General features: G+C 47.8%; 15 protein-coding genes, 1 riboswitch and 1 other annotated feature. Of the genes, 4 read left to right on the top strand and 11 right to left on the bottom strand.

All coding sequences use genetic code 11. The features are described 5' to 3' along the window. Both D479_RS06235 and D479_RS06230 read right to left on the bottom strand, forming a co-directional pair. Entirely contained in the window at positions 1-2,820 is a 2,820-nt protein-coding gene (locus tag D479_RS06235) for an EAL domain-containing protein (protein WP_008634882.1), read from the bottom strand. Between the two features lie 204 nt (positions 2,821-3,024). Next, on the bottom strand, positions 3,025-3,975 hold the full coding sequence (locus D479_RS06230; protein WP_008634881.1) for an iron-hydroxamate ABC transporter substrate-binding protein: 951 nt from the start codon (positions 3,973-3,975) through the stop codon (positions 3,025-3,027). Positions 3,976-4,132: 157 nt separating this feature from the next. Between D479_RS06230 and D479_RS06225 the strand changes: the two genes are divergently transcribed. Genes D479_RS06225 through D479_RS06215 form a run of 3 tightly spaced genes read left to right on the top strand, consistent with a single transcriptional unit; the run spans position 4,133 to position 7,177 of the window. After that, the gene (locus D479_RS06225; RefSeq protein ID WP_008634880.1) at positions 4,133-5,173 is read left to right on the top strand and encodes an iron ABC transporter permease; all 1,041 of its coding nucleotides are present in this window, start codon (positions 4,133-4,135) and stop codon (positions 5,171-5,173) included. Beyond that, entirely contained in the window at positions 5,173-6,177 is a 1,005-nt protein-coding gene (locus D479_RS06220; RefSeq protein ID WP_008634879.1) for an iron ABC transporter permease, read from the top strand. The genes D479_RS06225 and D479_RS06220 overlap by 1 nt, the downstream gene beginning before the upstream one ends. 19 nt (positions 6,178-6,196) lie before the next feature. Next, entirely contained in the window at positions 6,197-7,177 is a 981-nt protein-coding gene (locus tag D479_RS06215; protein ID WP_008634878.1) for an NAD(P)/FAD-dependent oxidoreductase, read from the top strand. A 40-nt stretch (positions 7,178-7,217) separates the two neighbouring features. On the opposite strand, the gene metH is transcribed toward D479_RS06215, so the two are convergent. From metH to D479_RS06170, 9 genes are all read right to left on the bottom strand, one after another. Then, the gene (metH, locus tag D479_RS06210; RefSeq protein WP_008634870.1) at positions 7,218-10,673 is read right to left on the bottom strand and encodes a methionine synthase; all 3,456 of its coding nucleotides are present in this window, start codon (positions 10,671-10,673) and stop codon (positions 7,218-7,220) included. Continuing rightward, positions 10,654-12,513, bottom strand: coding sequence for a bifunctional homocysteine S-methyltransferase/methylenetetrahydrofolate reductase (locus D479_RS06205; protein ID WP_008634868.1), 1,860 nt, complete (start codon positions 12,511-12,513; stop codon positions 10,654-10,656). Before D479_RS06205 ends, metH begins: the two co-directional genes overlap by 20 nt. Beyond that, entirely contained in the window at positions 12,500-13,696 is a 1,197-nt protein-coding gene (gene metC / locus D479_RS06200) for a cystathionine beta-lyase (protein WP_008634866.1), read from the bottom strand. The genes D479_RS06205 and metC overlap by 14 nt, the downstream gene beginning before the upstream one ends. After that, positions 13,693-14,826, bottom strand: coding sequence for a methionine biosynthesis PLP-dependent protein (locus tag D479_RS06195; protein ID WP_346773249.1), 1,134 nt, complete (start codon positions 14,824-14,826; stop codon positions 13,693-13,695). Before D479_RS06195 ends, metC begins: the two co-directional genes overlap by 4 nt. 69 nt (positions 14,827-14,895) lie before the next feature. Next, positions 14,896-15,006: riboswitch (SAM riboswitch) on the bottom strand. Between the two features lie 86 nt (positions 15,007-15,092). Next, positions 15,093-15,539 (bottom strand): DUF4385 domain-containing protein, encoded by a 447-nt coding sequence (locus tag D479_RS06190; RefSeq protein ID WP_008634863.1) that lies wholly within the window; start codon positions 15,537-15,539, stop codon positions 15,093-15,095. Then, complete coding sequence (gene glsA, locus D479_RS06185; protein ID WP_008634861.1) at positions 15,529-16,500, bottom strand: glutaminase A; 972 nt, start codon at positions 16,498-16,500, stop codon at positions 15,529-15,531. The genes D479_RS06190 and glsA overlap by 11 nt, the downstream gene beginning before the upstream one ends. An 87-nt stretch (positions 16,501-16,587) precedes the next feature. Then, entirely contained in the window at positions 16,588-17,613 is a 1,026-nt protein-coding gene (locus tag D479_RS06180; RefSeq protein ID WP_008634859.1) for a cytochrome d ubiquinol oxidase subunit II, read from the bottom strand. An 18-nt stretch (positions 17,614-17,631) separates the two neighbouring features. Continuing rightward, positions 17,632-18,966, bottom strand: a complete 1,335-nt coding sequence (locus D479_RS06175; protein WP_008634856.1) for a cytochrome ubiquinol oxidase subunit I — start codon at positions 18,964-18,966, stop codon at positions 17,632-17,634. 68 nt (positions 18,967-19,034) lie between these two features. Further along, positions 19,035-19,808 (bottom strand): class I SAM-dependent methyltransferase, encoded by a 774-nt coding sequence (locus D479_RS06170; protein WP_008634854.1) that lies wholly within the window; start codon positions 19,806-19,808, stop codon positions 19,035-19,037. Between the two features lie 201 nt (positions 19,809-20,009). After that, positions 20,010-20,234, top strand: a binding site (T-box leader). 107 nt (positions 20,235-20,341) lie between these two features. On the opposite strand from D479_RS06170, the gene ileS reads away from it, so the two are divergent. Continuing rightward, positions 20,342-22,643: isoleucine--tRNA ligase (gene ileS, locus D479_RS06165; RefSeq protein WP_008634853.1), on the top strand; the 2,302-nt coding region annotated here is incomplete at its 3' end.

Genomic DNA, 22,643 nt, shown 5'->3' with positions numbered 1-22,643 from the left:
TCAATCCACCTCATTTCTTAATAATTGAAGGAAATTTTCCTCAAATCTGTCTGCCGGAAGGGGGCGGCTGTAGTAATAGCCCTGAACCCAATTACAACCGTGTTCCCTCAGGAATCGTGCCTGCGCTTCATTTTCCACACCCTCTGCAATTGCGTTCAAATGAAGACTGTTTGCTAATGTAATAATGGTCTTAGTAATAGCAGCATTGTTCGGGTTTGTAGTGACGTCATCGATGAAAGATTTATCAATTTTCAGAGTGTGGACAGGGAAATCTTTTAAATAGCCGAGCGAAGAGTATCCGGTCCCGAAATCGTCAATCGATATTTGCACACCGAGATTTTTCAATTCGGCTATGGTTTTAAGCGTTTGTTCCGTGTTGTGAATAATCAAGTTTTCGGTAAGCTCCAGCTCCAGGTTATGAGGAGGAAGGCCGGTATCTTTTAATACCATCTCCACAAAAGGGACAAGGGCCTTTTGGTTAATCTGCTGTGGAGATAAGTTGGCAGAGATGACCAATGACTGTTGACCGGAGTCGTACCAGTTCTTCATTTGTTTACACGTTTGCTCAATAACCCATTCTCCCAGAATAGTTACGAGCCCTGTTTCCTCTGCTAACGGAATGAACTGACTGGGAGACAGTAGTCCCAGCTTTGGATGATCCCAGCGTATGAGCGCTTCAGCTCCAATCAACTGGTCTGTGCGGAGATCGAATTTTGGCTGGTAGTGAAGTTCGAATTCATCGCCTCGTTGGAGTGCTTTAAAGAGGTCATTCTCTAATTGAATCTGCTCGATGGCTTTGGTGTCACTGCCAGCGCTGAATAACTGAAATTGATTTCCGGACAGCCCTTTTGCTTTGTACATAGCGGCATCGGCATGTTTGATCAGCGTTTCCGCGTTTTCCCCATTATCCGGGTAAATACTGATACCAATGCTCGTTTTCATAGCTACTTCCTGTTCTTGTATAAGGAAGGGTTCGTCGAAAGAGCGGAGAATTTTCTGGGCACAGATCACTGCATCTTCCGTTCCTTCTATGACAGGAAGCAGGATGGTGAATTCATCCCCGCCCTGCCTGGATACGGTGGCTTCTTTCGGGATGGCCCGCTGGAGACGTTTCGCTACTTCTTTAAGCACGGAATCTCCGAAGCTGTGTCCGAATGTGTCGTTGATCTTCTTAAAACGGTCCAAATCGAGAAATAAAATAGCCATAGGGCGGCTGTTGGATTGTGCGTAGCTCAATGCCTGATAGAGGCGGTCTTGAAAAAGCACGCGGTTCGGAACATTTGTGACGCTGTCATAGTAAGCGTGGTATTTAATTTTCTCTTCCATTTGCTTACGTGACGTGACATCTTTAAAAGTGACGACATATCCGACCGTTTTCTGACCTTCTTTCTGTGGATTAATAACGTACTCAACAGGAAAAATCGTTCCGTTTACCGTAAAGAAGAAGTGATCCTGTGTAAGCTGGTCCCGCTTCTCTTCATACATTTCAATAAACTCCGCCGGGGGTTCCATTCCGGAAGCTTCCCAGGCAAATATGTGAGAATAGGGGAGGTCAATCATTTCTTTTTCCCCCTTATACCCGAGGAGACTTGTCGCAGAAGGGTTGGCAAAGGTGATTCTCCCATCCAGGTTCAAACCGAATATTCCTTCTCCGGCAGAATTCAGGATTAAATCTTTCTCCCTGCTGAGCTGTCTGAGTTCCGTGATTGCTTCTTCCAGTTCTGCGTTCTTGCTGGAAAGCTCCGAGGTCCGTTCATGGATGATCATTTCCTGCTTTTCTATATAAATCAAGTTGAAAAGGACGGGGGCTGTAGCATCAACAATGGACTCGGCCAATTGGCGTACAGAAGCAGAATAAACACCACGCTCTTCGGTCAAGTCGACGACAGCGATTGCTCCAAGCACCTCTCCGAGAGAGACAAGTGGGATCATATAGAGACCACGTATCCCGAACTGCCTGCAAATCTCATGATGGACACGTTCATCCTTGTCCACATCCGGAATGAAAATGGATTTCTTCGTTTGAATAACTTCCTGGAATACGGCATCTTCCCTGTGGTTGAACGCCACCCTCGTGTGCGTGTTCTTCCAATCTTCCTCAGTCCACTCACTGTCTTTACTCAGACTTGCCGGCTGCAGGTTGTGTTCCGCTGCCGGATCGATGAAATGGGCGCCGATATTCGGGTTATTCAAAATCCCCCCCAAGTAATGGAAACACTTATCCAGTGCTTCTTGAAGTGAGGAGCAGTGGGATAATTCTCTGGTCACGTTCAACAGCATTTGCTTATCAGCAATCAGCCTTTCCTTCCTGGAGAGGCTGTTCGCATTACGAATGGCTACAGCAGCCATATTAATGTAGGCTTGAACCGTTTCGATCTCCGATTCTGTCAAATTCATTGGTGTCCCATAATCGAAAAGAAAGACAAGACCGTAGAGTTCTTCTGCGTAGGAGATCGGTGCTACGAGGAGGGAGTTGATCTTAAAAGCTTTCACTGCACGTTGATCTGGACGTTCATCTTTAGATGTATCAGGTATATAGATCGCTCTTCCTGTTTCAATAACTTCTTTAGCAAGGTTATCCTGCTCCGGATCGACGATATGCATGTCGAGAGTCATACCGTTGATCAGCGCCGGTTTTCCGACATACCCTTGATACGTACCGTCTTCTCTTGGTAAATAAATGCCGACGGAGTCACATCGCATGATTTCTTCTGAGATGGCTGTGACGACATGTTCTAATACTTCGCGCAGATCCAGCTTCGTGTTGATCAACTTCGTAATTTGTGCCAGGCGGGAATATCTAGTTTGTTCTTCAGCCATTTCGTAACCCCCTTCATGTGTTCATCATGTGATAGTGTTCGACTATAATAGAGAACTTCCTGCACAATATTAGAATCTTTTACAAAATAACCTCAGAAAAGACAAAAGGTGGTTCATTGTGCCTAATGTTTCCGGGTTAAGAATATACCTTACAGGATGAAAAAGAAAAAAGGTGGAGCTTCTAACAGCTCCACCTTTTACTGGTTATTTACTTAGTGTATTCACTACTTTATCAATAGTCATTTCGTGAGCGATAACACCGTCAATCGTCCAATGACTTGGTTCATTCATAAGGTAAACTTGGTCGCTCTTTGCAGCAGGGGTGTTCTGCCAGACGGAACTGTTCTCTAGGATTTCCAGCCCTGGTTCTCCTTCTGCTCCGATCAAGAAAACATGGTCAGCGTCCATTTGTCCGAGTTTCTCCAGGGAAATCGGATTCCATTGCTCTTCTCCTTCTGGTAAATTCTTTATGAATTCAGGCTGAGTGATACCCATGTCTTCGTACATAATTTCCGCCGCATACCGGGTATTATCGAAGACATAGAATTGCTCACCTGTCGTCCAAACAAAAGCAACGGATTCGTCGCCGATGCTGTTTTTAAGTGAAGATTTGGCATCTTCTACTTTTTGATCGAAGTCATTAAGTACCTTCTCCGCTTCCTCTTTCTTATCAAGAATTTCTCCGATTGCTGTTAACTGGGCACGCCAGTCCGCATTCGTTTCTTCCTCCATCACATAGGTAGGAGCAATATTGTTGTAGTCGTCATAGCTCCCGTTCTGGAGTGCGGATGGGGAACTGAAGATGATGAGGTCCGGATTCTGCTCAATAGTCTGTTCAATCGGAAGATCCCAACCGATTTTAGGTATGTCTTTTAATTCAGGCTGTAAGTAGTCGAGTACGGAATCTCCAATAGACCATTGAGCCACAGGCTGTTCACCAAGAGCTACTAAGGAATCTTCCAAATATGGTGCCAGGATACGTTCCGGGTTTTCAGGAATCGTCGTTTCCCCCATCGCATGAGTCATGGTACGTTCTTTTGCTTCCTGTTCCGAATCCTTCTCTGCATTCTCTGTGTCACTATTACAAGCGGTTACAATAATCAGTACAAATAACAGACTGATCATGACAAGCCATTTATTTCGTCTCACGTTCATTCATCCTCCTAAAAAAGTATTCATGCGATAATGATAATCATTTTCAAATAAAGTGTCAATGTGGTGGTGCTTGAATCCTCAACTATTTGCCTATATACTTGGTTTGATGATAATGATTCTCAATAATAGAGTTTACATAGAGAGAAGGTAGAATGCCGTGGAGGAGAAGGGGCGAAAAAGAAAAGAATTAGAAGGGTTGCGCACTCATTATGGGAGCGCTGCGATCTGTATCGCCGTCGGACTATTATTATTAGTATTTTCGGCTTTCGCATCTGTTATTTCAGGTGTGACAGATATCGGATGGAAGACGGTATGGGCGGCGGTCACCGACTTCGATCCTACCCTTACCAGCCATCAGGTGATAAGAGAGCTGAGACTGCCGAGAACGACAGCGGCAGCCTTAGTCGGAGCATTTCTTGCCGTTTCCGGGGCAGTGATGCAGGGGTTGACGAGAAATCCGCTTGCATCCCCGTCTATCATGGGGGTTTCTCATGGAGCGGCGTTTGCGCTTATTCTTGCTCTTGTATTTTTCCCTGGTATCACTAATTTGGGACTGACCGCTGCTTCCTTTATCGGTGCCGGTTTAGGTGTTGTTCTCGTGTTCCTTGTAGGATCTCTGTCCAAGGGAGGTTTGACACCGGTTAAACTTGCCTTAGCCGGCGTTGCCGTCGGTGGGATGCTCAGCTCGTTATCCTCTGCGCTGTCTCTGCATTTCCAAGTGGCAAAACAGATGAGCTTCTGGTACGGAGGCGGTTTGGCTGCAACGAATTGGACGTCCGTTCAAATTCTTGCAGTCGCAGGGGCATTCGGCTTAATTCTGGCACTTCTCCTCTCCCGCGCCGTGACAATTCTCAGTCTTGGAGAAGAGGTATCTAAAGGTCTCGGCCAAAATGTATGGGTCGCTAAGACGCTCGGTGTCATCGTTGTGTTTGTCCTCACAGGAGCTGCCGTCTCTGTGGCTGGAACGGTCGGCTTTATAGGTCTTATCATTCCTCATATCACTCGATATTTTGTCGGTTCGGACTACCGTCTGATCATCCCTGTATCCGCTGTCTTCGGAGCTCTGCTGCTCGTGGTGTCAGACATAGGGGCAAGGCTTGTTAATGCTCCGTTTGAGACTCCGGTCGGGGCCATTACTGCCTGCATCGGAGTTCCTTTCTTTCTCTACCTTGCCCGCGGTGAAGGGAGAGGAATGTAATGAAAAAAAAGCGATATGTAATCATCATGGCCGTGTTGGTCATCGGTCTTTTGGCCGCGATGGCCGTCAGTTTGAATACAGGTGTAGTGACGATTGCTCCTCTTGATGTACTAGAGACACTGCTTGGCAACGGTACCGATCGCCAGCAGCTGGTTCTGTTTGACTTCCGTCTGCCGGGAATGGTGCTTGCACTTGTAATAGGTGCAGGTCTCGGTATTTCCGGTGCTGTCCTGCAAGGGGTCACTAGGAATGATCTTGCTGATCCAGGCGTGTTGGGAATCAACACCGGAGCGGGTTTTGCTGTCATTCTCTACATTTATTTCTTCCAGAAATCAATGACGTCTGTCGGTGGACTCGGAATCTATATCCTGCCGGTGTTCGCACTACTCGGAGCATTCGTGGCTGCTGGACTCGTTTATATGCTTGCTTGGAAGAAAGGGGTCAACCCCGTCCGTTTGCTGCTTGTCGGAATCGGTGTTAATGCGGGATTTAGTGCAGCACTTGTCATTTTCCAGGTGAAGATGAACCCGCAGGACTTCAATCAAGCCCTCGTCTGGCTTGCAGGGGATATATGGATGGGGAACTGGGAAATGGTCCTCGCTGTTGCTCCTGTCCTTGTCGTGGTTGCAGCATACGCCGTTTATAAGTCTACGACGCTGAATGTCCTGAGCCTCGGCGATCAAATGTCGATCGGACTTGGTGCAATGGTGGAAAGAGAGAGACGTAAATTGCTGTTCGCTGCAGTAGGGCTTGCTGGTCTGAGCGTAGCCGCGGGCGGAGGGATTGCTTTTCTTGGTCTCGTAGCGCCGCACATAGCAAGAAGGATCGTCGGTCCAAGGCATGAACACATGCTGCCGGCTGCTGGTCTGATCGGTGCTTTGCTTCTGGTCCTTGCCGATACAATTGGAAAGAATATCATCGCACCCGCAGAAATTCCTGTCGGGATTGTCGTATCCATTGTCAGTACCCCTTATTTCATTTATTTACTTATGAAAACAGAGTAACGGAGAAGGAGTGACCATCATGGCAGAAATGTTTGACGTGACGATCGTAGGAGGAGGAACGACTGGTTTGTATGCTGCATTCTACAGCGGGATGCGGGGTTTAAAGACAAAAGTGATGGAATACCAGCCGGATGTTGGAGGTAAGGTTTCCTTCTTTTATCCAGAGAAAAAGATATATGATGTCGGCGGTTTTCCGGGAGTGACCGGGGAGAATCTCGTAGCCAACGTTCAGGCACAGGCAGAAAGTGTGAAACCGAAAATAGTGACAGGAGTAAAAGTGACGAGTATCGATGCGCTCTCCGATGGTACTTACGTTTTGAAGGAAGAAGGGGGAGGGGAGCATTATTCCCGAACCATTCTTATTGCTGCAGGAATGGGAACATTTGAAATGCAGCCGCTTCAAGTACCTGGAGCAGAGAAATATGCGGATACTTGTATTCATTACACGATTCAACACTTAGAGCGATATGCCGGAAAGAGCGTAGCGGTCGTTTCCGAAAACCGAGTGGGGGTTGATTGGGCACTTGCTCTGGAAAATTGTGCAGAAGAGGTACATTTGATAAATGCCGGTGATAAGTTCAAAGCTGTTTACGAAGGGGATGTTGAGAAACTAGAGGCATCGAGTATACATGTCCACTACCATCAGTCACTGGAACGTCTTCATGGAGAAGATAAGCTTTCTCACATTACTTTACGTGATGGGGAGAAGATCAAGGTCGATCATCTACTCGTATATGAAGGGTTGCAAATTGATAAGAGTTTATATGAACAGTGGGGGATCACAACCGAGAAAGGAAGGATTCCTGTGGGAACGGATATGTGTACAAATAGGGAGGGAATATATGTCGCCGGTGATGCAGCTATTTATCCTAACAAAACAATGCTGATTGCATCGGGATTCAATGAAGCAATGGCTGCTGTCAACAGTGCTGCCATGTATTTGGATCCGAAGGCTAAATCACAGGTTTACAGTACGGTTATATACAAACATACCCAATGAAAAATCCCGCAGCAAAGAAAGCTGCGGGATTTAATTATTTTTAATGGACGTTGAAATAACGCGCTTCCGGATGGGCGAAAACCATTGCCGTAACCGAAGCTTCCGGCTCCATCATGCATTCTTCGGTCAACTCGATTCCGATTTCCTCCGGTTGAATCAGCTTGAATAATTTACGCTGATCCTCCAGTTCCGGACAAGCAGGATAGCCGAAAGAGAAGCGCTGCCCTTGGTATTTAGCCGAGAAGCGTTCCTGCATGGTGAAGTCTGTAGGATCGGGAAATCCCCACTTATCACGCATCAGTTGGTGCACCTGTTCGGCGAGTCCTTCCGCCGTTTCCAGGGCGAGTGCCTGCACGGCATGACTCTCCAAGTATTTCCCTTCATCTTTCAATGCGGCTGCCCGCTTACGAATGCCTTTACCTGCTGTTACAGCGAAAAAGCCGACATAGTCCATTTCCCCGCTCGATACTGGTCTTAAATAGTCAGCCAGACACAGGTATGGTGCTTTCTCCTGGCGGGGGAAGGAGAAGCGTTCAATGATACGTCCTGGATTCTCCGGGTCGTAAATCAGGACATCGTCCCCGTCCGATTGCGCTGGGAAGAATTTATACATGGCGGCGGGCTGGACCCAGGCTTCCGCTTTCGCTTTTGAAAGCAGGCCGTCGACCACGCTCTTTAAGTGGAGGGCTTTCTCATTTTTCTCTTCGATTAGTTTCGAGAACCTTCCTTTTAATCCAAGGTGGTGGCCGATCAGCATCTGCATATTTATATAAGGCTCAATATGTGCTACTGGATGATTCCTTATGATGTGCTTGTTGAAATCATGCGGGTGATAGATTGGAACCGATGAGGAAACCGTCGACTTAGGTTTTGTTGCTACCGCTGTTGCCGTGTTTCCCTGCGCCTGTGCCTCGGCTGCTTTGGATAGGGCAGCGGCCTGTTTCTGCGCATGATCGTCAAGAAACGGAAGTCGTTTTTTCTCATCACTCAACTGGTTGGAAATGGACAATCCGTCCATGGCGTCTTTGGCATACAAGACGGGCCCTTCATACTCCGGTGATATCTTCGTATGGGTGAATTTCCGTGAAAGTGCAGCCCCGCCAACAAGTATAGGAAGAGAAATGTTCTGCTGCTTCAAGTCCTGAGCCGTTAACACCATCTGCTGAGCCGACTTGACCAACAATCCGGATAAACCGATGATCGTCGGCTGTTCCCGCTTGATCTGCTCAATCAGTTCGACTGGAGTGACTTTAATACCCAGGTCGACTACTTCAAACCCATTGTTGCTCAATATGATCTCTACCAAGTTCTTGCCGATGTCGTGCACGTCTCCTTTTACGGTGGCGAGCAGCACTTTTCCTTTCTTGTTGGAGGAGTCCCCCTTCTCCATATGAGGCTCGAGGAAAGCGACAGATGCCTTCATGACTTCTGCACTCTGCAGCACTTCCGCGACGATCAGTTGGTTATCATTAAAGAGGCGGCCTACTTCCGCCATTCCTTCCATCAAAGGCCCGTTAATTACATCCAGAGGCGTTGGATATTCAGCGAGTGCCAATTCCAGGTCTGGAATTAATCCCTCTTTCGTTCCTTCTACGACATAGTGCGCGAGTCGTTCTGCTAATGTCATCGTCGATGTCGGTACTTTATTTTCTTTTTTCTTCCCGCGGTAGAAGGCTGTGAATGCGGCGAGAGTCTGCTCGTTCGTCTGATAGAGAAGCTCATCTGCAAGCTTGATTTCCGCCTCATTGATGGAAGCGAACCTTTCCAGCTTTTCGGTATTCACGATCGCGTAATCCAGTCCTGCTTTTGTACAGTGGTATAAATAAACCGCGTTTAGGACTTCTCTTCCGACAGGAGGCAGACCGAAGGAGACATTACTTACGCCAAGGACGGTCTGACAAAGGGGTAGTTGTTCTTTGATCAGTCGTATGCCTTCTATGGTTGCCTCGGCAGAACCGATGTATTGTTCATCTCCTGTACCGACAGGGAAGACGAGCGGGTCGAAAATGATATCGCGCGGATCGATGGCATACTCTTTTACGAGGATGTCGTGCGAACGCTTAGCGATTTCCAGCTTTCTCTCCGCTGTAACAGCCATTCCGACTTCATCGATCGTTCCGACGACGAGAGCTGCACCGTACTGTTTGACAAGTGGGAGTACTTCTTTAAAGCGTTCTTCTCCGTCCTCCAGGTTGATTGAATTAATGATGACTTTCCCTTGGGAATATTTCAGTGCTTTTTCAATAACTTTAACATCGGTGGAGTCGATGACGAGTGGTACCTTTACTTTATTGACGACTTCCTTCATGAAGGCTTCCATATCTGTCACTTCATCGCGGTCCGGATCTGCGAGACAGATGTCGATGACCTGGGCACCTTTCTTAACCTGGGCACGGGCGATCTCGGACGCTTCTTCGAATTTTCCTTCTGCAATCAAACGTTTGAACTTACGGGAGCCGATAACGTTCGTCCGTTCTCCGACCAAGATGGGACGGTCGGCAGGGTCGTCATAAATCATCGGCTCTATTCCAGAGACGGCGTGCGGATGGGAATCCTTTCGTTCTCTCGGTTGATACGGTCGTACGGCATCGGCAATGGCCCGGATATGGTCCGGGGTTGTTCCGCAGCATCCGCCGACAAGGTTCAGCCAGCCTTTTTCGGCGAAACCAGCGACCTTTTGGGCGAGTGATTCAGGCGTTTCGTGATAATTCCCTTCTTCATCGGGAAGCCCTGCATTCGGATAACAGCTTACCGCAGAAGTAGCAAGATCAGACAGAGACCGCAGATGATCACGCATGAATTCCGGACCGGTCGCACAATTGAGTCCGACGACGACAGGGTTCATATGCTCAAGGGAGAGATAAAATGCCTCGATGCTCTGCCCGGCAAGGGTGGTTCCCATCGGTTCAATCGTTCCGGAAATCAGAAGAGGAAGCTTCGTATTCGTAGCTTCACTTGCTTTCGTTATACCGACGAATGCGGCTTTGACGTTGAGCATATCCTGAGACGTTTCTAAAAGCAGGAGGTCGACGCCGCCTTTGATAAGTCCTCGCGCCTGCTCCTCATATCCTTTGGCAAGCACATCGAAAGTAGTGCCTCCCGTGACGGAGAGTGTCTTCGTCGTGGGTCCCATTGCGCCTGCAACAAATCGGGGACTGGTTTCCGATGAGAAGCGGTCGACAGCTTTCCTCGCAATTTTTGCGGCGGCGATATTTATTTCTTCAGCCAGATGCCCCAGATCATACTCATCAAGAACGAGGTCAGTCGCTCCGAAAGTGTTCGTCTCGATGATATCGGCACCAGCCTCCAAGTATTGGGTGTGAATCTTCTCCAACAGATCAGGGTACGTCAAATTCAAGTATTCATTGCAGCCCTCGTAGGCCTCTCCGCCAAAGTCTTCTGCGGATAAATCAGCATCTTGAATCATTGTGCCCATGGCTCCATCAAGAATCAGGATGCGTTTCTCCAGCTGTCGTTCAAACCAAGTGGATGCCATCAGTAACCTTCCTTTCCCGTTGTGCGGTCTTTTCTTTAATGTAATTCGTTAATTCTACAGTCATTTCGTAGCGCAGAAATGGAGTAATTAAATAAATGCCGTTAAACAAATCCATAGCGGTGTCTATTAATGATTTTGCAATGCTGATGCCTTCGGCCTGAGCTTGTGTTTTGTCGGTTCCTGCTTGTTCCATTCTCGCAAGAATTTCAGGAGACAGCTGAATTCCAGGCACTTCATTATGGAGGAATTCTGCATTCCGTGCGCTTGTTAACGGCATGATACCGATGTAGATGGGAGCTTCAATATGTTTCGTTGCTTCGTAAACCTCTACGATCTGCTCATGATTGAATACAGGCTGGCTGATGAAGTAGTCTGCACCGTATTTCATTTTCTTTTCCATTCTTCCGACTGCCCTGTTCAAGTTCCGTACGTTCGGGTTGAAGGCTGCAGCGACAGAGAAGGAAGTACGTTCGCCCAGTGATTTTCCGGAAAAGGAGATCCCTTTGTTGAGCTGCTTGATGTAATGGATCAAGTCGAAGGACGATAAATCATAGACCGATGTTGCACCAGGGAAATCGCCGATTTTCGTAGGATCGCCTGTCACAGCAAGCAACTGCTGAATGCCGAGCGTATGCAGACCCATTAAGTGGGACTGGAGGCCGATCAGGTTCCGGTCCCGGCAGGCGATATGGACGAGCGGATCAACGCCGTACTTGGTTTTGATAATCGATGCCATCGTATCATTGCTGATCCTCGGTGATGCAAGGGAATTGTCAGCAAGCGTAATGGAGTCAACACCCGCATCCTGAAGCGCTTTTGCTCCTTCAAGGAACTTATCCGTGTTCAGTTTCTTAGGAGGATCGAGCTCGACAATGATGGACCTTCCTCTTTTGGCGCGTTCATGTAAATGCTCCAAGTTCTTTTCCGGTGAGGACAAGGATACACCGTTCCCTTGTTTAACAGGAACTTCCTTCTTTCGAATCGGCTCTTTCCCTTTTACTGCAGCTGCAATCGCCTCGATATGTTCAGGGGTTGTTCCGCAGCACCCTCCGATCAAACGGGCTCCTTGTTGGTAGAGGGACTTTGCGCTTTTCTCAAAGTAATTCGGATCGGTCGCATAGACCAATCTTCCATCCTGGAAAGCAGGGAGACTAGCGTTCGGGTAGGCGGACAGGACGGCCTTATCGGGAAGGGGAACGTCTTCCAAAGATTGAATCATGTGATAAGGACCGAGGCGGCAGTTCACCCCGATAATGTCAGCTCCCTGCTGTTCTAATTGCTGAAGGGCGTCGGATAAGGAGGTGCCTTCTTGGAGAACGCCGGCTTCATGCATGGACACCTGCGCAATAATAGGCAGATCGGTTTCTTTTCGTGCAATCTCCAGCACTGCCTTCAACTCTTCCAAGTCGTAATACGTCTCCAGGAGAAGGCCGTCCACTTCTTCAAACAATAAACAATAAAGCTGTTCGCGGAAGCTGCGTTTGATTTCTTCCAGGCTGAAGCTCTGCTTCTGGACACCACGTATTCCGCCGATCGTTCCGACCACATAGGTTCCTTCATGAGCCGCTTGTTTTGCAAGTCGTACGGCAGCAGTGTTAATCTCTTTTACTTGTTCCTGCAGCCCGTAGCGTGTCAGTTTAATATAGTTTGCTCCATAGGTATTTGTCTGAATAACATCTGCACCGGCATTCACATAGGCGCGGTGAACGTTTAGAACTTCTTCAGAATGAGAGAGGTTCAGTTCTTCGAAGCAGCGATCAATACCATAGGAGTAGAGGAGGGTGCCCATAGCACCATCACCGATCAATGTTTTGTTCTGTAATGCTTCACGTAAGTTCATGGCTCGGCCTCCCATTCGTAGTAAATGCATATGGTTGAATCTGTTTGAGTGCTTGATAGAAATCAGTCAGCAGCTCTTCCGGGTTTTCCAATCCGACGGATAGGCGGAGCAGTCCATCGGTGATGCCGCGCTTTTCCCGTTCTGCTTTCGGCATGGCAGCATGAGACATGCGTGCAGGATAGGAGAGAATTGATTCTACTGCTCCGAGACTCACCGCAAAGACAGGGATTTGTACCGCTTTGGTGAATTGTCGGACCGCATCTTCATCTCTTAATCGAAAAGAAAGTACCGCTCCCGCACCATCCGCTTGGTAGGAGTGGGTGGAACTGCCCGGATGACAGGAGAACCCTGGATAGTACACTTCTTCAATCAACGGATGCTTCTGCAGCTGCTCTGCAATTAGTTCCGCCGAGCGGGAAGACTGGGTGAGTCGTGTGTGCAGCGTCTTAAGGCCGCGAAGCACGAGCCAACAATCGTGTGCGCCCAAGATCGATCCGAATGAATTCTGCAAAAATCCTAAACGTTCAGCAATTTCAGGGCAGCCGGTAACAGCGAGACCAGCTACGACGTCACTGTGGCCTGCAATAAATTTTGTAGCGCTGTGAAGGACAAGATCGGCACCTAATTCTAACGGCCGCTGGAGGGCCGGTGTCATGAAGGTGTTGTCTACAAACGTCCAACATTCATTGGCTTTTGCGAGCTTCGTTACCGCCTGTATATCAGTGATCTTTAAGGTGGGATTGGATGGTGTCTCAATATAAAGAACCTTCGTGTTCGGTTGGATGGCTCGTGCCACTGCATCCAAGTCTGTCATATCGACAAATGTGTGATCGATCCCAAATCGATCGAGCACGTTGGTGACCATGCGGAACGTACCCCCGTACACATCTTCTGTAATGACGATGTGATCCCCTTGCGATAAAAGCATGAAAGAGGTGGAAATAGCGGCCATGCCGGATGCGAAGGCGAAGCCGTGGGTGCCGCTCTCCAGCCCGGCGATCGTGTCTTCCAAGGCTTTTCGTGTCGGATTGCCGGAACGACTGTAATCATAGTCGCCCGGTTGATCGAAATCCTGCTGGTGGAACGTGGATGCTTGGTTAATTGGAACACTGACGGCACCTGTCTGCGGATCAAATTTATAATCGCTGTGCAGTAGACGGGTTTGAATGGAATGGTCGGTCATTGTGCAATCTCCTCCTTCAGTAAGCTGCTCAAGGTCTGTTCCAAATCTTCCAGTAAATCATCGATGTGCTCAATTCCTACAGAGAACCGAAGCAGACGGTTGCATACTCCGTATCCCGTGCGGATTTCTTCCGGTATATCCGCATGCGTTTGTGTAGCCGGATACGTAATAAAGCTTTCAACCCCCCCGAGACTTTCTGCAAAACATATCAAGTTCAGGCTGCGCAGAAACGGGTCGATCCACTGCTCATGCTGCAGACGGAAAGAAATCATTCCGCCTCGCCCCGGATAGAAGACGTCTGTTACCGCAGGGTGCTCTTTTAAATAATCCACAACGGCTTTCGCGTTTGTTTCATGCTGCCTCATTCGCAGCGGAAGGGTCTTCATTCCGCGCATAAGCAGCCACGAATCAAGTGGGGAAAGGACGGCGCCGGATGTATTCTGATGGAACTCCAGCGTTTCGTTGACCTGTTTTCCTTTACTGACAAGAATACCTGCAAGTACGTCGTTGTGACCCGCAAGATATTTGGTTGCGCTGTGGATGACGACATCCGCCCCTTCTTCCAGCGGTTTTTGCAGGACGGGAGTATAGAGCGTGTTATCGACAAGCAAAAGCAGGTCGTGTGCTTTTGCCAGTTTAGATACCTCTCGGATATCTGTTGTATGCATTAGTGGATTTGTCGGTGTTTCAATGTAAATGGCTTTGGTCTGATCGTTGATGTAAGCAGTCAAATTATCCAGCTCTTTGCTGTCACAGTAGTGGAAATTCAGGCCGTAGCGTTCTTTCATATGCTCGAAGAGTCGGTATGTCCCGCCGTATAGATCTTCTGAAACGATAATTTCGTCCCCTTGCTTAAATAGAGAAAGGGCCGTTTGGATGGCAGCCATTCCGGAACTGAAGGCGAACCCGGCTTCGCCGCCTTCGATATCAGCAATGGACTTCTCCAGAGCCTGCCTGGTCGGGTTTCCTGTCCGGGTATAATCGAAGCCTGTGGATTCCCCTAAGCCGGGATGACGGTATGCGGTAGAGAAATAAACAGGGGGATTTATCGCGCCTGTGGGCTCTTCTTTCTGGTTTCCAGTTTGGACGAATTTAGTATCAGTGTGCGGACACATGTGAACATTCCTCATTTCTAGTAATCTTGTATATAAATAAAAAAAGCCTTCTTAGATAAGAAGACTTTGACGTTTCCGTTCTTCTTCTTATCTTCCAAGTTGAATAGACAACTTGCTGGAGTTAGCACCTTTCTGGTTAGACCAGGGGTTGCTGAGGCTTCACAGGGCCAGTCCCTCTGCCTCTCTTGATAAGAGATTCAATTGTATAAATGTAAATGTTGTTGACTACTTTACACTACTCAGAAACTTTTGACAATATACCTTGTAGAAATTTTTTACTTTTATCCGTATTTTTCTTGGTGTCTCCTTTTTTGCTTCAGATACTCTTCATCTTCACGCACCAGCTTCCATTTTTCTTCAAAGATGCGTGCCGATTCCGCTTTTTCTTCATCGATCTGCCGTTCGTTCACCTTACCGTCATCGCCGTACTTTTTTCCGCCTTTATAATTGGCGTATCGTCTGGAGCGTGTGTATCCCATCTGGAGGAATTTACGGGCCATATCCATACCTACAATATCTTCTGCTTTCTTATATTCAAGGAATTGCTCATATATCTTCTCGGAAGATTCTTTAGCAATTTCCGGTGTTTTGAATCGCCAATTCGGCAGGATCTCACTCTTGTAAGGCTCGACAAGGAGGACCCCCTGCTCTCCTTTACCGACCCGGTACTTTTCCGGGTTTTCTTTGAAATTGATATGGTCGAAATCAAGATCGTAGTCAAACGCCATTATGTTCCTCCTCTGCATCTGTATTTTCCACCCCGAACATATTTAAGCCGAGATCTTTGGACAATTTTTTGATTAAGGCTCCGCCGGCTGTGCTGTTCCCCTTCTTATCAATGGCAGGCCCGACGACACCGATTCCCATCCGGCCGGGGACGGAACCGATGATGCTGCCGGATACACCGCTTTTGCAGGGGAACCCTGCTTCTACTGCATAGTGGCCGGATGAATTGTACATGCCGGAAGTCATCATGATCGCCTTCACAGTCCGAAGATGGTGGGGTGGGATCAGCCGCTCTCCGCTTGCGGGGTCTTCGCCGCCTTTTGCCAGAAAGAGTCCTACCTTCGCGAAGTCTGTACAGCACATCATGACTGCATTCATTCGGAAGTAAAGGTCGAGTGCTTCTTCTACATCTGTCACGAGTGTCCCGTTGCTTTGCATAAAGTATGCGAGAGATCGGTTTCTTGCTCCGTTGCCTATTTCTGCTTCGTAGACTTCTTCACTCATCTCCAGCTGATCATTACTTGTGATGCGGCGAAGGAAAGTAAGGTACCGGTCGAAGCGGGTTTCCGTATTCTGCCCCTTAATGAGAGAGGCGACAGCAATAGCTCCTGCGTTGATCATTGGATTAAACGGTTTGTGGTTCACATGTGATTCCAGTTGACTGATCGAGTTGAAGAAATCACCCATCGGTTCCATTCCTACGGTTTGGAAGACGCGGTCTTTCCCGAAATCCTGGAGGGCAAGCATGAGGCCGATGATTTTGGAAGTGCTCTGCATAGGAATGTGCTGATTGTCTCCACCGGCGGAATAGGACTCCCCGTGTGTTGTGAGGATGGAAACACTTAAGTGATCTTTGATTGTTTCATCGAAATGAGGAATGGTCATATTGACATTTCCATGGGAAGCGTACGGTTTGCTGTCTTCGATTGCTTCCTCTAAGTATTGATTGGTCAACTTCTTCATAGTTTCACCTCTCTTTGTCTCTATGTACCCCGTACGGTCCTAAGGATAACGATATAAAAAAGAACGGCAGCTTAAGCTGCCGCTCTTCTATTCCTGTTTCAAGTAACGGCGGTCTTTCAGGAACAAGCGCCAGAACAGGATGAAAGCAGGAATCAGAATTCCGAATCCAATACCGTAGACGACAAGCATCTGATAAAAGATGTCCGGATTTGTGAATCCTTCTTCTATAGTCAAATCAGGATAAATCAGATAGGGGAGGTGCGCATTGCCATAGGCATAGATAGCGATGCCGTATTGAATGATGATCGCAAGGACGGCAAGTCGTGATAGTCCACGCTGTCCATTCTTCCGGCGGATGAACAAAAATGTATAGCCGATCAGGAAGAAAAGAACAGATAATCCGAACGTAAACCAGTTCGCCTGGATATTGTCAACGATCCATGCCGCCTCTTCCGGGAAGGTACCGATGGTCAACATGGCCACGGCAATACTGACCGGTCCAAGCCAAATGGCATGCTTCCGGAACGTGTGATACGCCTTCCAATCGTCTGCCTCTTTTGCATAATCCATCAAGAAGACGGCCGAGATGAATAATTCCGTCGTCAACCCGAAAGCGATATGCATATATAAAGTAGGGTGGGACAGAAGCTCTCCATAATGGAGGCGGGGGTAATCATTATCGAAGTCGATGAATCCTCCTAATGTGATAGGGAGGATACTGACGAGCAGCGCCGGAATGATCAACCCTGTGAATCCCGATGTGATACGAAGCGTATTCTTAAATCGATCGGTATGGTGCTGAAAAACCATGAACGTCGTTCGGATGGTCAAGAGCAAAATACCCAGAGCGACCGGGACGAGCAGAATACTTCCTAAGAGCGTCGTTGCAAATGGGAAGAAGGTTACAACGGAGACAACGAAAATGACGAGAAAAACGTTGGTTACTTCCCATGTCGGTGATAAGAACCGGTTGGCAATCTGAGAGGCGCCGGTTTGCCTGCTCTTACTGTAAATCATTCCCCAGAAACCGGCCCCGAAGTCGAGGGAACCCAGCATAGCGTAGACAAATAGTAAACTCCATAAGATAGTAACCGCCAATGTAGATGCTTCCATTACTCATCCCTCTCCTTTCTAAGTGGTTTCTGAAGGTTCCAGATCTTTGGTCACTGGATGCTTCTTGAAATAATAACGAAGGACGAAGCCGGTGACGAACAACAGGGTGATATAGAGCGTAATGAATAAATAGAACAGAAATCCGACACTGCTGGATTTTGTCGCCGCATCCCCGGTCCGGAGTACATCGGTAATGGTCCAAGGTTGTCTTCCTATACAGCTGAAGCACCAACCGCTTTCAATTGCAATCATCGCAAGGGGACCGCTTACGACGAACAAAGCGAGAAGCCAGCTCGGGAACTCCCGCTTGAGAACATGCTTCCAGAAAAGGGCGATCATCGCTACAAATATCAAGACGCTGCCGATTCCCACCATGACATTAAAAAGGATGTGGACGTATAAAGGGGGCCACAATTCTTCCGGCCATTCGTTCAATCCCATGACTTCCGTGTCAAATCGGTCTCCTGCAAGAAAACTTAGACCGCCGGGTATTTCAATGGCATATTTGACCCGCTCTTCAGCTGCCGATGTATATCCACCGATCGAAAGCGGTGCATAGCGGGTCGTTTCAAACAAACCTTCTGCTGCTGCAAGCTTGCGTGGATTATTTTCATATAATACTTGGGCTGTTTCGTGTCCGTTAATCGCTGTGGCGAGAGAAGTAAGAGCACCGAAGTAGATGGCGATCATCAGCGCTTTCTTATGGTATTTTCGTTCTTTTAATGAAATGTTTTTCCTCATGAGACGCAAAGCGGCAATGGAAGCTACTAAGAAAGCTACGGTCATATAAGCGGATAGGGTCGTGTGAATCGCGGTCACTCCGAAACTCGGATTGAAGAAGGCCGCCCATGTGTCCACATCCGTCACTTCGCCGTCCGGTGTAATACGGAAGCCGGCTGGAGTGTTCATCCACGCATGCACGTCTGTGATGAGAATCGCTGAAGCGGTCGCTCCAAGAGCTACGAATATAATACTGGTAAGTCTTAAGGAAGGCGGGAGTCTGTCCGCTGCATACAAATAGATCGACATGAATACTGCTTCAATAAGAAACGCAAAGATTTCCATTTGGAACGGCAAGGCAATTACCTGCCCGACAATCTCCATGAAATCAGGGAACAGCAAAGAAATCATGACACCGACAATTGTCCCGGAGGCGATGGAAACAGCGAGAAGAATCGCGAATCCTTTTGTCCACCTGCGTGCCATCAATGCGTAGTCAGAATCTTTCTTTATAAAGTAAAGCACTTCTGCGATGATGATCATGACTGGCAGCCCGACCCCGATCGTCGCATAGATGATGTGAAACCCAAGCGACGTTCCGAACAAGGCTCTGGCCATTACAACGACATCCATTCCAATCCCACCTCACTAGTCATCAATACTCCGCTTATTTTTCCTAGGAGGAGGAAGTTTATACACTGTCAGGAACTTTTTGCTCCGACAACCATCCATTCGTCAATGGAGAAAGAATCGACATGACCTTCCGATGTTTGGATGGAGAAGTACTGCTTAGTAGAGGCGGGGGCCGTCATCATATAAGCTTCTACCTGATTCTGAATGGAACGATCCGAACACGTTCGTTCCACCCAGTCACGGAAAGGAAGGTTTTTTTGTTTAAGGCTTTCTTTCTTAATGAGGAAGCCCTCATGAAGGAGCCATTGCTTCCACTCGGATATTTTCCAGGCCCGGACGTGGCTGTCATCTCTCCATTGTTCAAACGTATTATAGAAACGGTCAAGCTCTTCCTTATCCGGAGCCGTGTTATCGATCATCAGAAACGTACCGCCCGGCTTCAATACCCGATAACACTCTTTAATATAAGACAGCGGTTCAGGGAAGTGGTGGGCGGCAATCCTGCATGTGACGGCATCAAAGCTTTCATCGAGGAAAGGGAGCTGTTCGGCATCTGCGACGATATACTCAATATTTTCCAGGTGCTGCAAGTGAGAAGCTGTGTTCTCGAGCATCGCCTTCGTAAGGTCGGTGGCATAGACGGTCTGGACGTATGGAGACAAGGTCCTTGCTACATGGCCGCCTCCGGTTGCAATATCTAGCACTTTCCACGAACGAAGGGGAGAGAGTTGATGAATTAACTCCTGTAAGTCACCAGCATTATTATGCGTCTTGCTTTGTACATACGATTCTCTACTACGCGTGAAGTTTCTTTTTACCCGGTCTTTTCTGTCCTCTGTCATCTTCATTCCTTCTTTCTATATTCATTTGATTACATTTATTGTATAAGAATAAAACAGAGGCTGGTAATACCGTTTTATTATGGAGGGGAATAAGAAATGCTTATTCTGCCGCAGGTATAGGATCGGGAAAAGTGGGCGATGATGGGAGGAACAACCTTTTGACATCCGAAAGATTCCCATGTACTATATGGAGAAGATACGTATAATTCGTTGACGAGAAGAGTAGGCGTGATATGCTGCCTTTAGAGAGTCGCTGGCTGGTGGGAAGCGATGGCAGGTTCAGCTGAAGATCATCTCCGAGAAGTACTGCAGAAATGTTCAGAGTAAGCAGGACCGGCAGACGACCGTTACCCGTTGTGATTACCGAGTGCCGCAAGTATACTTGCGGAATATGGGTGGTACCGCGGATTCCAATCCGTCCCTGTTTTTCTAGTAGAAGCAGGGGCGGATTTTTTAATGCTTTCTTATATTGGTCATACGCTTCTGGTTAGGGATTGTCATGTTAAATAAAAAAAGGGTAAGAGGTGGAAGGAATGCGTAGTGTTAATACGAAAGAAGCGGCTCTCGACCGTGAGAATCGCGTCAAAGATTATTGGAACAGGGAAGATGTCTTCCGTCGCTCTATGAGTGAACGGGAAGGAAACGAGACGTTTGTCTTTTATGAAGGACCTCCGACAGCGAATGGTCTTCCGCACGCCGGACACGTCCTCGGCCGTGTCATCAAAGACTTCATCGGCCGTTATAAAACGATGCAGGGCTATCAGGTCCTTCGTAAAGGCGGGTGGGATACCCACGGTCTCCCGGTAGAACTCGAAGTCGAGAAACAACTGGGTATTTCCGGAAAGCAGCAGGTCGAAGAATACGGAGTAGAGAAATTCATTGAAGAGTGTAAGAAGAGTGTCTTCAACTATGAAAAGCAATGGCGTGAATTCACAGAATCAATTGGATACTGGCTTGATATGGATGATCCATATGTTACCTTGCAAAACCGTTATATCGAGAGCGTATGGAACATCCTGAGTGATCTTCATAAACGGGACCTTTTGACGAAGGGTCACCGTGTAACGCCTTACTGCCCTAGCTGCCAGACGACATTGAGCTCTCATGAAGTAGCACAAGGATATGAAGACGTCAAAGACCTTTCGGCCACGGCGAAATTCAAAGTCAAAGGGTCCGAGAATGAGTTCTTCCTTGGTTGGACGACGACTCCGTGGACGCTTCCTGCCAACGTGACGCTTGCCGTCCATCCGGATTTGGACTATATCAAAGCGGAACAAAACGGGGAAGTATATATCGTTGCCGAAGCATTAGCTGAGAAAAACCTTGGGGAAGAATATAACGTTCTTTCCAAACATAAAGGAAGCGAATTCGCTGGGACGGAATATCATGCACCATTTCCGTTTGTGAAGCCGGAACGAGGACACTTCGTAGTGGAAGCGGGCTTCGTTAACGCGGAAAGCGGTACGGGTGTCGTTCACATCGCTCCTGCCTACGGAGAAGATGACTACAACTTAGTGAAAGAACACAACTTGTCCTTCTTCAACGTTGTTGATGGTCAAGGACGTTATACGGAGGATGTACCTCCATTTGAAGGTCGTTTCGTTAAAGACTGCGATGTTGATATCGTCAAATACCTGGCCAATGAAGGTCTTCTTTTCCATAAAGAGAAATATGAGCACAGCTATCCGCACTGCTGGCGCTGCGACTCTCCGTTGCTTTACTATGCAATCGAGAGCTGGTTTATTAAAACGACAGAAATGAAGGATAAATTCCTGGAGAATAACCAGCAGGTCGAATGGCATCCAGAGCATATCAAGGATGGTCGTTTCGGTAACTTCCTTGAGAATATGGTGGATTGGAACATCGGCCGTAACCGTTTCTGGGGAACACCGCTTCCAATCTGGATCTGTGATTCCTGCGATCACCAATATGCTCCGAACAGCCAGGCAGATCTTCAAGAAAAAGCAATTGGTGATATCGGGGATGTAGAGCTTCACAAACCGTACGTGGACCGCGTTCAATTGACATGTGAGAAGTGTAACGGGACGATGAACCGTGTGCCGGAAGTCATTGATGTTTGGTTTGACAGTGGCTCTATGCCGTTTGCACAACAGCACTATCCGTTCGAGAACAAAGATCAATTTGAGAAGCAGTTCCCTGCTGATGTCATCTGTGAGGGAATTGACCAGACACGCGGCTGGTTCTACAGTCTGCTCGCTGTATCCACTCTGTTCACAGGTAAAGCGCCGTACAAACGCGTCCTCTCCACTGGTCACATCCTGGATGAGGAAGGCCGTAAGATGTCGAAAAGTAAAGGGAACGCCCTTCACCCGATGGATATTGTCAATAAGTTCGGAGCGGATGCTTTCCGTTGGGCGCTGCTTGCTGATAGTGCACCTTGGAACAACAAGCGCTTCTCGGAACGTGTCGTCATTGAGGCGAAATCGAAAGTTATCGATACACTTGTCAATACACACGCATTCTACACGTTGTATGCGAACATCGACGGCTACGAATATAACGAAAAGGAAACAGGAGAGAAAACCCTTCTTGACCGCTGGGTGCTTTCCCGCCTGAACAGTGTGACGGTTGTCGTCAATGAAGCTTTGGATGCTTATGACTTTACAAAAGCAGCGAAAGCGCTGGAGAAGTACATTGATGAGGTCAGTAACTGGTATATCCGTCGTTCCCGTGATCGTTTCTGGGAAGAGGGAATGACAGAGTCCAAAAAGGCCGCTTACCATACGCTTCACGAAGTATTGGTACAGCTAAGCCAATTGATGGCACCATATACACCATTCCTGGCTGATGATATTTATCATAACTTGACGGGTG

Source organism: Halobacillus sp. BAB-2008, from assembly GCF_000328325.1.
Lineage (GTDB): Bacteria > Bacillota > Bacilli > Bacillales > Halobacillaceae > Halobacillus.
The sequence above is the reverse complement of the archived record's forward strand: the minus strand, read 5'-3'. Positions and strand labels throughout refer to the sequence as shown.